Annotated in this window: 16 protein-coding genes; 5 read left to right on the top strand and 11 right to left on the bottom strand. The window is 73.1% G+C overall.

Annotated features, from left to right (window positions below):
* Positions 1–39: 39 nt before the first annotated feature.
* A complete protein-coding gene (glgC, locus tag BLS43_RS13880) occupies positions 40–1,269 on the bottom strand; it encodes a glucose-1-phosphate adenylyltransferase (protein WP_425438545.1) in 1,230 nt (409 codons plus the stop codon).
* A gap of 102 nt (positions 1,270–1,371) precedes the next feature.
* On the opposite strand from glgC, the gene glgA reads away from it, so the two are divergent.
* Positions 1,372–2,520: a glycogen synthase gene (gene glgA, locus BLS43_RS13875; RefSeq protein WP_176921325.1), complete on the top strand. Its 1,149-nt coding sequence runs from the start codon at positions 1,372–1,374 to the stop codon at positions 2,518–2,520.
* Here glgA and BLS43_RS13870 read toward each other — a convergent pair.
* Positions 2,505–3,047 (bottom strand): CGNR zinc finger domain-containing protein, encoded by a 543-nt coding sequence (locus tag BLS43_RS13870; protein WP_093083849.1) that lies wholly within the window; start codon positions 3,045–3,047, stop codon positions 2,505–2,507. The genes glgA and BLS43_RS13870 overlap by 16 nt on opposite strands.
* 94 nt (positions 3,048–3,141) lie before the next feature.
* On the opposite strand from BLS43_RS13870, the gene BLS43_RS29995 reads away from it, so the two are divergent.
* Positions 3,142–3,309: a hypothetical protein gene (locus BLS43_RS29995; protein ID WP_176921323.1), complete on the top strand. Its 168-nt coding sequence runs from the start codon at positions 3,142–3,144 to the stop codon at positions 3,307–3,309.
* Between the two features lie 25 nt (positions 3,310–3,334).
* Here the strand turns inward: BLS43_RS29995 and BLS43_RS13865 are convergent, their stop codons facing one another.
* The 9 genes from BLS43_RS13865 to dapE form a co-directional block, all read right to left on the bottom strand.
* On the bottom strand, positions 3,335–3,502 hold the full coding sequence (locus BLS43_RS13865) for a DUF3117 domain-containing protein (protein ID WP_093083846.1): 168 nt from the start codon (positions 3,500–3,502) through the stop codon (positions 3,335–3,337).
* A 171-nt stretch (positions 3,503–3,673) separates the two neighbouring features.
* On the bottom strand, positions 3,674–4,216 hold the full coding sequence (locus BLS43_RS13860) for a DNA-3-methyladenine glycosylase I (protein ID WP_093084267.1): 543 nt from the start codon (positions 4,214–4,216) through the stop codon (positions 3,674–3,676).
* A 37-nt stretch (positions 4,217–4,253) separates the two neighbouring features.
* Positions 4,254–4,712 (bottom strand): SRPBCC family protein, encoded by a 459-nt coding sequence (locus BLS43_RS13855; RefSeq protein ID WP_093083843.1) that lies wholly within the window; start codon positions 4,710–4,712, stop codon positions 4,254–4,256.
* 5 nt (positions 4,713–4,717) lie between these two features.
* The gene (locus tag BLS43_RS13850) at positions 4,718–5,029 is read right to left on the bottom strand and encodes a DivIVA domain-containing protein (RefSeq protein WP_093083841.1); all 312 of its coding nucleotides are present in this window, start codon (positions 5,027–5,029) and stop codon (positions 4,718–4,720) included.
* Between the two features lie 38 nt (positions 5,030–5,067).
* A complete protein-coding gene (locus BLS43_RS13845) occupies positions 5,068–6,021 on the bottom strand; it encodes a glucosyl-3-phosphoglycerate synthase (protein WP_093083838.1) in 954 nt (317 codons plus the stop codon).
* 189 nt (positions 6,022–6,210) lie between these two features.
* Positions 6,211–7,023: a dihydropteroate synthase gene (folP, locus tag BLS43_RS13840; RefSeq protein ID WP_093084264.1), complete on the bottom strand. Its 813-nt coding sequence runs from the start codon at positions 7,021–7,023 to the stop codon at positions 6,211–6,213.
* Positions 7,024–7,070: 47 nt separating this feature from the next.
* Complete coding sequence (locus BLS43_RS13835; RefSeq protein WP_093083835.1) at positions 7,071–7,616, bottom strand: LOG family protein; 546 nt, start codon at positions 7,614–7,616, stop codon at positions 7,071–7,073.
* Entirely contained in the window at positions 7,616–8,377 is a 762-nt protein-coding gene (locus BLS43_RS13830) for an LOG family protein (protein ID WP_093083832.1), read from the bottom strand. Before BLS43_RS13830 ends, BLS43_RS13835 begins: the two co-directional genes overlap by 1 nt.
* 25 nt (positions 8,378–8,402) lie before the next feature.
* A complete protein-coding gene (gene dapE / locus BLS43_RS13825; protein ID WP_093084261.1) occupies positions 8,403–9,452 on the bottom strand; it encodes a succinyl-diaminopimelate desuccinylase in 1,050 nt (349 codons plus the stop codon).
* 943 nt (positions 9,453–10,395) lie between these two features.
* On the opposite strand from dapE, the gene BLS43_RS13820 reads away from it, so the two are divergent.
* From BLS43_RS13820 to BLS43_RS13810, 3 genes are read left to right on the top strand one after another with little or no spacing between them, the layout of a single operon-like run.
* A complete protein-coding gene (locus BLS43_RS13820) occupies positions 10,396–10,995 on the top strand; it encodes a helix-turn-helix transcriptional regulator (protein ID WP_093083829.1) in 600 nt (199 codons plus the stop codon).
* Positions 10,996–11,029: 34 nt separating this feature from the next.
* Complete coding sequence (gene dapD / locus BLS43_RS13815) at positions 11,030–11,965, top strand: 2,3,4,5-tetrahydropyridine-2,6-dicarboxylate N-succinyltransferase (RefSeq protein WP_093083825.1); 936 nt, start codon at positions 11,030–11,032, stop codon at positions 11,963–11,965.
* A gap of 10 nt (positions 11,966–11,975) precedes the next feature.
* On the top strand, positions 11,976–12,917 hold the full coding sequence (locus BLS43_RS13810) for a CHAD domain-containing protein (RefSeq protein WP_093083822.1): 942 nt from the start codon (positions 11,976–11,978) through the stop codon (positions 12,915–12,917).
* The last annotated feature ends 1 nt before the right edge of the window (position 12,918 follow it).

The raw sequence follows: 12,918 nt of genomic DNA, 5'->3' as shown, positions 1-12,918 counted from the left end.
ATCGTCGCCAGGGCGACGATCGCCGCGCACGGCGTGGGGCTACAGGGCCGTGACGCCCTTGCCCAGGACGACCACGCCGCCCGGGCTGACCGTGTAGCGGGCCCGGTCCAGCGCCAGGTCCACGCCGATCAGCGCACCGTCCGGCACCACGACGTTCTTGTCCAGGATCGCGCGGCGCACCACAGCCCCGCGCCCGATCCGCGCCCCCGGCAGGACCACGGAGTCCGACACCTCGGCCCCGTTCTGCACCGTCACCCCGGGACTGATCGTGGACCGGCGCACGATGGCACCGGAGATGATCGTGCCCGCGCCGACGATCGAGTCCTGCGCGATGCCCCCGTCGACGAACTTCGCGGGCGGCAGCGGCGGCGTGGCCGTGCGGATGGGCCAGCGCATGTTGTAGAGGTTGAAGATCGGGTGGATGCTCACCAGGTCGGTGTGCGAGTCGTAGTAGGCGTCGATCGTGCCGACGTCTCGCCAGTAGCCGGAGTCCCGGTCGGTCGCCCCGGGCACGATGTTGTCGGCGAAGTCGTAGACGTGCGCGTCCCCGTCCTTGACCATGCGCGGGATGATGTCGCCGCCCATGTCGTGGTCGGAGTCGCCGTCCTCCGCGTCCGCGCGCAGGGCGTCGACCAGGGCGTCCGCGGTGAACACGTAGTTGCCCATCGAGGCGAACGTGACCTCGGGGTCGTCCGGCACCGCGGGCGGGTCCGACGGCTTCTCCAGGAAGCCGACGATCTTGCCGGACTCGTCCGAGTCGATGCACCCGAAGGCCTTCGCCTCGACCCGCGGCACCCGGATGCCGGCGACGGTCACGCCCGCGCCGGTCGCGACGTGCTGCGCGATCATCTGGCTCGGGTCCATGCGGTAGACGTGGTCCGCGCCGAAGACCGCGATGTAGTCCGGCTTCTCGTCGTAGACCAGGTTGAGGCTCTGGAAGATCGCGTCCGCCGAGCCGGTGTACCAGCGGCGACCGAGCCGCTGCTGCGCCGGGACGGTGGTGATGTACTGCCCCAGCACGCTGGACAGCCGCCAGGTGGTGGAGATGTGCCGGTCCAGCGAGTGCGACTTGTACTGCGTCAGCACACAGATCTGGTGCACGCCCGCGTTCACCAGGTTGGACAGCACGAAGTCGATGAGTCGGTAGTTGCCGCCGAACGGCACCGCGGGCTTCGCCCGGTCCGCGGTGAGGGGCCAGAGTCGCTTGCCCTCGCCGCCCGCCAGGACGATGCCCAGGACGTTCGCGGGCATGCCGCCCGGGCCCAGCATCCGCGAGGAGGTCACGGCGCCAACCCTAGTGGGGTTCGCGTGGTCGCGGCCATATGAGGCACGTGGTGTGTAGCGAGCCGATCGCCGATAGCGTGTGCCCGCGTGCGCATCGGTCTGCTGACTCGGGAGTACCCGCCGGAGGTCTACGGCGGGGCAGGCGTCCACGTCGCCCACCTCGTCCCCGCGCTGCGGGCGCTGGTCGAGGTGGACGTGCACTGCTTCGGCGCGCCCCGCGAGGGCGCCCACACCTATCCGACGCCCGGTGGGCTGGCCGCCGCGAACCCGGCGCTGCAGACCCTGGGCACCGACCTGACCATGGTCGCCGGGCTCGGGGAGGCGACCCTCGCGCACTCCCACACCTGGTACGCCAACATGGCGGGCCACCTGGCCAAGACCCTCTACGACATCCCGCACGTGGTCACCGCGCACTCGCTGGAGCCGCGCCGCCCGTGGAAGGCCGAGCAGCTCGGCGGCGGGTACCGGCTCTCCTCGTGGGTGGAGAAGACGGCCTACGAGGCCGCGGACGCGGTGATCGCCGTCAGCGAGGGCATGCGCACCGACGTCCTGGACTGCTATCCGGCGCTCGACCCGGCGCGCGTCCACGTGGTGCACAACGGCATCGACACGGACTTCTACCGCCCCGACCCCGGGCGCGAGGCGCTGCTCGCCAACGGGGTGGACCCGGACCGGCCGAGCGTGGTGTTCGTCGGGCGGATCACCCGGCAGAAGGGTGTCGGGCACCTGATCGCCGCCGCGCACGCCATCTCGCCGGAGGCCCAGATCGTGCTCTGCGCGGGCGCCCCGGACACCCCCGAGATCGCGGAGGAGACCGAGAAGGCGGTCACCGAGCTCGCCGCGGCCCGGCCCGGCGTGATCTGGGTGCGGAAGATGCTCGGGACCGCGGAGGTCCGGCAGCTGCTGTCCGCCGCGACCGTGTTCGTGTGCCCGAGCGTGTACGAACCGCTGGGGATCGTGAACCTCGAGGCGATGGCGTGCGGCACGGCGGTCGTGGCCTCGGACGTCGGCGGGATCCCCGAGGTGGTCGAGGACGGCGTGACCGGGACCCTCGTGCACTACGACGCCGCGGACACCGCCGCCTTCCAGGCGGGCCTCGCGCAGGCGGTCGACGCCGTGCTCGCCGACCCGGCCCGGGCCGCGGCCATGGGCGCCGCGGGCCGCGAGCGCGCGGTGCGGGAGTTCGCCTGGCAGGCCGCGGCCGAGAAGACCGTGGAGATCTACCGGGCCCTCTGACGCGCCCGGTGGGCGGCGACTGCGGAGCGGTTGGCGCAGGCGGGTGAGCAGTACCGGCGGGCGGCGTTGCGCGAGGTGTCCGCGAAGACCCGTTCGCAGCCGTCCGCGGCGCAGCGGCCGTGCCGGTCCAGGCCGTACTCGGACACGAGCATGGCCAGCGCGAACGCCGTCGTCGACCGGACCCGGTCCAGCACCGCGGCGTCCGGGGGCGAGTAGTGCAGGTGCCAGCCCTGCCCGTCGTGGCGGGTCAGGTGCGGGCCGATCTCGACGTCCGAGAGCAGCGCGTTGACGGCCGCGGCGGCGGTGTCGAGGTCCTCGGCGTCGAAGACCGTGCGGAGCCTGCCCGCCCACCCGCGCAGCGCGGGTTCGGCCGAGGCCGGGGCGCGGCCCGCCAGGTAGCCGTGCTCGACCAGCACCTGTCGCAGCTGGTCCGGCGCGGGCACGTCCCCCGCCTTGGCCGCGGTCACGGTGTTCACGAGCGCGACGGCAGCACCGAGTGCATCACTTCGGTAACCGATGAAGTCCACTGACCTATTACTCCTGCTACCCTGTCATACGTAAGGTTTCACGACAGAACGCATATTACAGGGCTCGATGACGACGAGCGGAGAAGGAGAAGCGATGCGCTGCGCGCAGTGCGACCAGTCGATGTCCGAGGCACGGACCATCTCGACCCACCACACCTCGGAGGGATGGGTGCGCTACAAGAGGTGCGCGTGCGGCGGCGTGTCCATCGAGCTGCTGACGCTCGACACCCGGCCGACCGGGGTGCACGCGGCCCGCGCCTGAGCCGGGCGGGCCGCGCGCGGGGCCGTCAGCCCGTGACGCCCTTGAGCGCCTCGCCGAGCGCCTCGGCCTCGTCCGGGGTCATCTCGACGACGAGCCTGCCGCCGCCCTCGAGCGGCACCCGCATCACGATGCCCCGACCCTCCTTGGTCACTTCCAGGGGCCCGTCGCCGGTCCGGGGCTTCATCGCCGCCATGTCCTGCTCCCTCCGTCTGTCATGTCGTGCAGGGCGCCGATGCGCTGGGGAGCGCGCACAGGCGGGATGGTGGGCACCATTCTTCCCCATCGCCGATCTCGACACGAAACCGGAGCGATCAACGGGGTGACGTTCACGCAGCGCAACCGCCCTGTCACCCGCTCTTCCCGGTCAGTCCGGGATGGACCGGAAACACGTCGCGACGTGGTCGTCCACGATGCCGACGGCCTGCATCAGGGCGTAGCACGTCGTCGGTCCGACGAACCGGAACCCCCGCCGCTTGAGCTCCTTGGCCATGGCCTTGGACTCTGCGGTGGTGGCGGGCACGTCCGCGAGCGTGGCCGGGCGCACGTGCGTCTCGGGGGCGAAGGACCACAGCAGGTCGTCCAGCGGAACGTCGAGCTCCAGGACGGCGCGGGCGTTCGCGATCGTGGCGTCCACCTTCAGGTTGTTGCGCACGATCCCCGCGTCCGCCATCAGCCGCGCGCGGTCGGCCGCGCCGAAGGCGGCCACCTTCTCCGGCTCGAAGTCCGCGAAGGCGGCCCGGAAGTTCTCCCGCTTGCGCAGGATGGTCAGCCAGGACAACCCGGACTGGAAGGCCTCGAGGGACATCCGCTCGAACAGGTTCCGCTCGCCGCGCAGCGGACGACCCCACTCGTCGTCGTGGTACGCCGTGTAGTCCGGCGTGGACTCGGCCCAGGCGCAGCGGTTCACGAGCGGGAGGCTACCGAGCACCCCCGACGGTTCCCGCTCAGCGGGACCCCGCGTACTCGGCCTCCGCGAGCCTGCCCAGCCGCCGGACGGACGCGCCGAACCCGGCCGCCATCACGGGCCGGAGCACGGGCCAGCCGAGCGCACCCAGCCGGCCGAACGGCAGCTCCAGGCCCTCGGTCCAGGTGAACCGGCAGCTCGCGGGGCCGGTCTCGGTGACGACGAACGAGCTGTCCCCGGTGACCACGAGACCGGTGTGCCGGACGTCGACCCGGCGGGCCGCCTCGTCGTAGCCGGTCACGGTGAAGGTGTCGACCACGCCGAGGTCGCCGATCCCGGTCACCGCCACGACGACGGACCCCGCCGAGCGGCCGTCCCCGGCGACGACCCGCACCCGGGTGAACAGGATCCACTCGCCCTGGCGTTCCCAGTCCGTCACGAGGTCCCAGACGGCGGACGCGGGCGCGGCCACGTCCTCCGCCACGACGAGCTCGCGCACCGCTCTCACCGGTCCGCCTCCCGCTCCTGCAGCCGTGCCGCGAGCGCGTCCCGCTCGGTGGTCACGGTGTCCAGCTCCTCGGCGAGCCGGTCCAGGACCCAGTCCACCTCACCCATCCGGTACCCGCGCACGACCTGGCGGAACCGCAGGGCGCGGACGTCCTCGCCGCGCACCCGGCCGGAGGGCAGCCGGGTGGGGGTGGCGTCGGGTGCGAGCGGCGCGAGCTCCTCCCCCCGCCCGAACACCAGGCTGGCGAGCAGGAACACGAGCGCCGCCACCACCGCGACGACGAGCAGGTAGATCAGCGCGGTCCCCACGGCGGCATCACACCACGTGCCGCGGGGACCGCGCTAACTCACGCCACCTCTTTGCGCGCGGGCAGCATCTCCCGCATGGGCGGACGCTCGGTGGGGTCCAGCTCCCGGGAGTTCGGCACCCACTCGCCGCCGACCTGCACGAACTGGGTGAGCGCGGCGCCGGTGTCCGGCAGCCCCGCGCGGCGCAGCGCCGTGGCGGTGATCTGCCGCGACATCACCCCGAGGTCCATCAGGTTGCGGTTGCGGTGCTTGCGCACACCCAGGTTGACCTGGGCGATCGCGTCCAGCCCGAAGTCCTTCACCGTGTCGAGCAGCAGGCCGATCTCGACGCCGTAGCTCGTGGCGAACGGCACCGACTCCAGGAGCTCGCGGGTGCCCGCGTACTCGCCGCCGAGCGGCTGCACGATGCCCGCGAGCTCGGGGCGCAGGGCCGAGAGCAGCGGCCGGGCGACGAGCTCGGTGACCCTGCCGCCGCCGTGCTCCAGGGACTCCGCCTCGCTCACCTCCAGCCGCAGCGGGCGCCGGTAGAAGCCCTTGACCAGGTGCACGCCGCTCTCGAGCAGCAGCGGGCCGAGCAGCGACGGGACGAACGTCGGGTCGAAGTCGACGAGGTCGGAGTCGATGAAGCAGATGATGTCGCCGTCCGTGGCCGCGAGCGAGCGCCAGAGCACCTCGCCCTTGCCGGGCACCGGCGCCAGGTGGGACACCACGTCCTCGCGCAGCGCCACCCGCGCGCCGTTCGCCTTCGCGAGCGCAATGGTGTCGTCGGTGGATCCGGAGTCCATGACCAACAGATCGTCGACGAGGGGCCGATCACCTTCTGTGAAAGGCCGGATACCGGCGACGATCGCGCCGATCGTCGCCTCCTCGTTCAGGGCCGGGAGCACGACCGAGACCTTCCGGCCGCGTTTCGCGGCGACGAGGTCCTCGACGGTCCAGTCCGGCGTCTGCCAGGTACGACGGGTGAACCAGTCCTCGGTGATGGGCTGCATGGTTCTCCTCGGGTCGGTCTCGGGCGTGGTCTACGCGGGGACGTCGGTCAACTCGACGGAGTGTCGCAAGTCGATTAGTTCTGGCTCCGATTACCGCCGCGGTATCAGTCGGTTACGGGCCTGTGAAGAGCCTCGAATTCGTTGCCCGGCGAGCGTAATGTCGATACTTAAACCATTCTTCCGGGTGATTCAGCTCAAGGCTCGCACGGTCCGGGCGGGCACGCTCGTCCCTGTGATCGCAGCCACCATCTCGAGCACGCGGCGGGTCTGCGCGACCTCGTGCACCCGGAACACGCGCGCCCCGGCGGCGGCGGCGAGTGCCGTGGCCGCGAGGGTACCCTCCAACCGATCCCCGACGGCCGCGTCGAGCGTCTCCCCGACGAAATCCTTGTTGGACAACGCCATCAGGACCGGCCAGCCGGTCGCGACGAGCTCGTCGCACCGGCGCAGGAGCTCGAGCCCGTGCCAGGTGTTCTTGCCGAAGTCGTGGGTCGGGTCGATCAGCACCCCCTCCCGCGGGACGCCGAGCGCGACGAGCCGCTCGGCCTGCGCGGTGGTCTCCGCGATCACGTCCGCGACCACGTCGGCGTAGCGCACCCGGTGCGGCCGCCGCCGGGGGACGGCGCCGCCGGTGTGCGAGCACACGATCCCGACGCCGCTCTCGGCCGCGACCTCGGCGAGCGTCGGGTCGGCGCCCTGCCAGGTGTCGTTGAGCAGGTCGGCGCCCTCGGCGACCGCCGCCCGCCCGACCTCGCCGCGCCAGGTGTCCACGCTGATCACGACGTCCGGGTGTCGGGCCCGCACCGCCGCGACGAAGGGCACGACCCGGCGGGTCTCCTCGGCCGCGTCGACCTCGGCGCCGGGGCCCGCCTTCACGCCGCCGATGTCGATGATGTCCGCGCCCTCGGCGACCGCCGCGTCCACCCGGGCCAGGGCGGCGGCGTCGGTGAACGTGGCGCCCTTGTCGTAGAACGAGTCCGGGGTGCGGTTGACGATCGCCATGACCAGCGCGCGGTCGGCCGCGGGCTCCCGGGTCCCGAAGCGCAGTCTCACACCGTCGATCGTGGCACGGCGTCGAGGGCCTCCTCCACCGTCCGGGCGACCACGAGCCGCTCCAGCGGCGAGTGCTGGCTGGCGAACCCGCCCTTCACGAGCCCGCCGACCCAGTCCAGCAGCCCCGCGTAGTGCCCGTCGGGGTCCAGCACCACGACGGGTTTGTCGTGCAGCCCGAGCGAACCGGCCGTCCAGACCTCGAACAGCTCCTCGCACGTGCCGATCCCGCCGGGCAGGGCGAGGAACGCGTCGGCGTGCGCCTCCATTAGGGCCTTGCGCTCCCGCATCGTCTCGGTGACCAGCAGCTCGTCCGAGTCGTGGTCGGCCCACTCGCGCTCGACCATCGACCGCGGGATGACGCCCACGGTGCGGGCCCCGCCCTTGCGCGCGGCCACGGCGACGGCACCCATCATCGACTTGCGCCCGCCGCCGGAGACCAGGCCCCAGCCTCGTGCGGCGATCGCCGTGCCGACCTCGGCGGCGAGGTCGAGGTAGCGCTGCGGGACGCCGTCGGAGCTCCCGCAGTACACGCAGACGTTCACTAGTGCGCCTCCTCCCAGGCCCGGTAGGCGTTGTGCACCACGCGGACGGCGTCGTCGACGTCGTCGGTCACGTGCAGCAGGTCGAGGTCCTTCTCGCTGATCTTGCCGCTCTTGAGGACCGGCCCGGCGATCCAGTCGTAGAGCCCCTGCCAGTACTCCGACCCGAGCAGCACGACCGGGAACTTCGTGACCTTCTTCGTCTGGACCAGGCAGAGGGCCTCGAACAGCTCGTCGAAGGTGCCGAACCCGCCCGGGAGGCACACGAACGCCTGCGAGTACTTCACGAACATCGTCTTGCGCACGAAGAAGTAGCGGAAGTTGATGCCGAGGTCGACCCAGTCGTTGAGCCCCTGCTCGAACGGCAGCTCGATGCCCAGGCCGACGGACAGCCCGCCCGCCTCCTGCGCGCCCTTGTTGACCGCCTCCATCGCGCCCGGGCCGCCGCCGGTGATCACGGCGTACCCGGCCTCGGCGAGCGCCGTGCCCAGCGCCCGGCCGACGGCGTACTCGTGGTGGTCGCGCGCCGTGCGCGCGGACCCGAACACCGTGACGGCGCGCGGCAGCTCGGCCAGCATGCCGAAGCCCTCGACGAACTCGGCCTGGATCCGCATGACCCGCCACGGGTCGGTGTGCACCCAGTCGTGCGGCCCGCGGCCGTCGAGCAGCCGCTGGTCCGTGGTGGTCGGCTCGATCATGCGCTCGCGCCGCAGCACGACCGGACCGCGCAGCTTCTCGTCCGGCCGGCCCCCGTTGTCGCTCATGCACGCAGCGTACGGAGGAGCGGTGTCACGCCAGGAACGCGGTGAGGACCTCTGTGCAACGCGTGATGGCCCGGGTGTCGACGTGCTCGTCCCGGGTGTGGGCGAGGTTCGGGTCGCCGGGTCCGTAGTTCAGCGCCGGGATGCCCAGCGCGGCGAACCGGCTGACGTCGGTCCACCCGTACTTCGCCCGCGGCGTGGTCCCCGTGGTCTGCAGGAACTGCTGCGCGGCGGGCTGGGACAGCCCGGGCAGCGCCCCCGCGGACAGGTCGGTGAGCGTCACGTCGTAGCCGTCGAGGACCTCGCGGACGTGCTGTTCCGCCTGCTCGGTGGTGCGGTCGGGGGCGAACCGGAAGTTGATCGTCACGACGGCCTCGTCCGGCACGACGTTGCCCGCGACGCCGCCCGCGATCCGCACGGCCTGCAGGCCCTCGCGGTAGCGGCATCCGTCGATGTCGACGCTGCGCGGCGTGTACGTCTCCAGCCTGCGCAGGATCTCGCCCGCGTGGTGGATCGCGTTGTCCCCGAGCCACGACCGGGCGGAGTGCGCGCGGCGACCGGTGGTGCGCACCTCGACCCGCAGGGTGCCCTGGCAGCCCGCCTCCACCTCGCCGTCGGTGGGCTCGCCGAGGATCGCGAGGTCCGCCGCCAGCCAGTCGGGGAGTTTCCGCTCGATCCGGCCCAGCCCGTTGCGGACGGCCTCGACCTCCTCGCAGTCGTAGAACACCAGGGTGAGGTCGTGCCGCGGCTCCGGCAGCGTCGCGGCCAGGTGTAGGAACACCGCGTCCCCGGCCTTCATGTCGCTGGTCCCGCAGCCGTAGAGCAGGTCCCCCTCCCGCCTGCTCGGCACGTTGTCCGCGATCGGCACCGTGTCGAGGTGCCCGGCCAGCAGCACCCGGCTCGGCCGCCCGAGGCGGGTGCGGGCCAGCACCGCCTGCCCGTCCCGGACGACCTCGAGGTGCGGGTGCGCGCGCAGCCCCGCCTCGACGGCGTCGGCCAGCTTCTCCTCGTCCCCCGACACGCTCGGGACGTCCACGAGCGCGGCGGTCAGGTCGATCGGGTCGGCGGTGAGGTCCACGGGCCCACTGTTCCACGCGCCCCGACCGGACGCGCCGATCGGCCGCTCCACGCCCTGCTCTCGCGCCCTCCGTGTCCGCCGATCACGACCCGGGCCGCGCCCACGCCGGGTCTCCGGACAAGGTCCACCCCGCCGCCCCCTTTGCAGTGACAGCGCATCCGCAACGTGCGGGACCGTGCAGCGTCCGCCCGCCCCTTTGCAGTGACAGCGCATGCGCGTCAGGCGATGAAGGCACGTCGCCAGCGGGCCCTTTGCAGTGACAGCGCATCCGCGCCGGGCGAGGACCGCGCATCATCCGCCAGCCCCTTTGCAGTGACAGCGCATCCGCGCACTCGCGGAGCGGAGCTGCTGTCCTACGCAGAGTGACTGAGGCGGCCGAGCCCCGGTTCCCGCGTCACCGCCCGTCGCGATCGCGGCCCCCCTCGCGACGGCTGGACGCGACCATCGCCGCGGCCGCGGCCGCGGCAACGCCCCATGGCCGGCCTGGTGACGAGCTTGTGACGCTCCGCAACACTGGGACGACCTGGCAGCGGATCCGCTGTCACTGCAAAGGCACCCGGTACCCGGCACCCTCGCCTCGCCCACGGGGAGGAACCGGCGACACCGCCCAGCGCGGCCGACCGGCCCGCAATCCGACCGCCGGGCAACCGCAGCCCTGACCCCTGACCCGCGACCCGCGACCCGCGACCCGCGACCCGCGACCCGCGACCCGCGAAATCATGAGCCCCGCCACGGGTGCGGATCCGCTGACACTGCAAAGGCGCCAGGACCCCAACCTCACCCGCCGCACGGCCGCTGCAGCCCGCCCCGCGCCTACCACTCGACGCCGACCCGCGCGCCGGGCGGACTGCGGTTCGACCGAAACCATCCACACCCGGCCCCGTCCGTCCACAGCTCGAGCAAGCGTCGGTCCAGGCCGCCCACCGCGCCGCACACTCACGCCATGCCCGACGAGCGCGACACCCACAGCCCTGACACCCACAGCCCTGACATCCACAGCCCCGGCACCCACAGCCCCGGCACCCACCCCACCACGACCGACGACCCGCCGCCCCGGGCCCTCGACGTCTCGGGGCTGGTCCGAGCGGTGCGCAGGCGCACCCGCCTGAACCAGCGCGAGCTCGCCGAGCGGGCGGGGGTGTCGCGGACCACCATCGGGCGCATCGAGGCCCGCCGCCTCCACCCGACGGTGCCGGTCCTCGAACAGATCCTCGCCGTCGACGGGCTGGTCCTCGTGGCCGCGGACCGGGGCGCCCGGGTCGTCGAACCGATGCGGGACGTCCCCGGCGGCGGACTGCTCGACGGGGCGGACCGCCGCTTCCCCGCCCACGAGGACCTCGTCCTGCTCACCGACCCCGGCGGCACCTGGTGGGGCGACAAGTACGGACTCGCACGCCCGCCCGAGACCTTCCACCGCAGCCGCGGCCACCGGGACGCCGTGCGCCGGCATTCCCAATGGGACACCCGGGTGCACCTCTTCCGCGCCGCCCCTCGCCCGATGACGGAGCAGGAGTGGTTGCGCCGCCACCCGGAGGAGGGCTGAGCCCCCGAACACGGCTGAGTTAGATTCGACGGCCGTGAGCACCGCCTTCCGCACCGACCCCGCCTCCGGCACCGGCCTGGCCACCGTCACGACCGACGGGACCGTTCTCGACGTCTGGTACCCCGCCCCCGCGCTGGGCACCGACGCCCCGGACACCACCGCCGACCTGCAGGCGCTGGCGGGCCCCGACGAGGCGCGCGGGGTCACCCGCACGATCGTCCGGACCGAGATCGGCTCGCTCGCCGACAAGCCCGTCGACGCGGCGGACGTCTACCTGCGCCTGCACCTGCTCTCCGGGCGGCACGTGCGGCCGCACGAGGTCTCCCTCGAGGGCCAGTTCGGGCTGCTGGCGAACGTGGCCTGGACCAACCACGGCCCCTGCGCGGTGACCGGGTTCGAGCTGACCCGGACCCGGCTGCAGCAGCGCGGCCCGGTCACCGTCTACGGCGTGGACAAGTTCCCGCGCATGGTCGACTACGTGCTCCCGGCGGGCGTCCGGATCGCCGACGCCGACCGCGTCCGGCTCGGCGCCCACCTGGCCGAAGGCACCACCGTCATGCACGAGGGCTTCGTGAACTTCAACGCGGGCACCCTCGGTTCGTCCATGGTGGAGGGCCGGATCTCGGCGGGCGTCGTGGTCGGCGACGGGTCGGACGTCGGCGGCGGCGCGTCGATCATGGGCACCCTGTCCGGCGGCGGCACCGAGGTGATCGCGATCGGCGAGCGCTGCCTGCTGGGCGCGAACGCCGGCGTCGGGATCTCCCTGGGCGACGACTGCGTGGTCGAGGCGGGCCTCTACGTCACCGCGGGCACGAAGGTCACCCTCCCGGACGGCGCCACCGTCGCCGCCCGCTCCCTGAGCGGGCAGAACGGGCTGTTGCTGCGGCGCAACAGCGTGTCCGGCGCGGTCGAGGCGCTGCCCCGCACGGGATCCGGCATCGCCCTGAACGCGATGCTGCACGCGAACTGAGACCCGGCTCGTGAACGGCACCTCCCCCGCACCCGCCCCGGCCCTCCTCACGGAGCGCGACCTGCCCGCCCCGCTGACGGCGGCGCCGCAGGACTCCCCGGCCCACCACGTCCGGGCCGCACTGGACCTCCGGCTCCGGGCCCTGCTGTCCCACGACGCGGGCACGCGGGTGGGCACCGAGCCCGAGCACCTGCACCAGATGCGGGTCGCGGTGCGGCGGATGCGGGCGGCACTCAAGGCCGCCCGCCCGCTGCTCGACGCCGGCTGGGCGGACGACCTGCGCGCCGAGCTGGGGTGGCTGGGGCGCGCGCTCGGGCCCGTCCGCGACCTCGACGTGCTGCTCCTGCGCCTGCGCGATGAGCTCGCGGCCCTGCCGGAGCTCGAGCGGGCGGCGGGCGAGACGCTCGTGGCGGCGCTGGTCGAGGAGCGGACCGCGGCCCGCGCGGAGATGCTCGCCGTGCTCGGCTCGAGCCGCTACCAGGGCCTGCTGGAGCGCCTGGCGGACGCCATCCGGCTCCCGCTGCCCACGCCGTCGGCCACCCGGGCCCAGCCGGAGCTCATCGACCTGGTCCGGCTCGAGGTGAAGCGGCTGACCCGGGCCGTCCGGCGGGCGGGCGACGATCCGCCGGACCAGGTGCTGCACGACCTCCGGATCCGCGGCAAGCGCGTGCGCTACGTCGGCGAGCTGGTCGAGCCGATGCTCGGTGCGCCGGTGAAACGGCTGCTCAAGGCCACCGCGGGCCTGCAGGAGGTGCTGGGTGACCACCAGGACGCCTGCGTGGCCGAGGAGCGCATCCGCGGCCTCCTGGACGGCCTGGGCGAGTACCCGGACGCCCATGTGGTCTTCGTGGCCGGGCGGCTCGTCGAACGCGAGCGCGCCCGGGCCACGGAGAAGCGCGCCCAGTGGTGGACGGCGTGGGAGCACGTCGCCGCCCGCGCCGCGGAGATCTAGC

Origin of the sequence: Pseudonocardia oroxyli, from assembly GCF_900102195.1 — a bacterium.
Classification (GTDB): domain Bacteria; phylum Actinomycetota; class Actinomycetes; order Mycobacteriales; family Pseudonocardiaceae; genus Pseudonocardia; species Pseudonocardia oroxyli.
Note: the sequence above shows the minus strand (reverse complement) of the source record. Positions and strands in the feature narration are given on the sequence as shown.

What these genes read in the sequence shown, in the direction of transcription:
- BLS43_RS13830 (WP_093083832.1), bottom strand. Translation starts at nt 8,377, where the DNA reads ATGAGCGACAACGGGGGCCGGCCGGACGAGAAGCTGCGCGGTCCGGTC.
- glgC (WP_425438545.1), bottom strand. Translation starts at nt 1,269, where the DNA reads ATGCTGGGCCCGGGCGGCATGCCCGCGAACGTCCTGGGCATCGTCCTG.
- BLS43_RS13865 (WP_093083846.1), bottom strand. Translation starts at nt 3,502, where the DNA reads ATGGCGGCGATGAAGCCCCGGACCGGCGACGGGCCCCTGGAAGTGACC.
- BLS43_RS29995 (WP_176921323.1), top strand. Translation starts at nt 3,142, where the DNA reads ATGCGCTGCGCGCAGTGCGACCAGTCGATGTCCGAGGCACGGACCATC.
- folP (WP_093084264.1), bottom strand. Translation starts at nt 7,023, where the DNA reads ATGGCGATCGTCAACCGCACCCCGGACTCGTTCTACGACAAGGGCGCC.
- BLS43_RS13820 (WP_093083829.1), top strand. Translation starts at nt 10,396, where the DNA reads ATGCCCGACGAGCGCGACACCCACAGCCCTGACACCCACAGCCCTGAC.
- BLS43_RS13845 (WP_093083838.1), bottom strand. Translation starts at nt 6,021, where the DNA reads ATGCAGCCCATCACCGAGGACTGGTTCACCCGTCGTACCTGGCAGACG.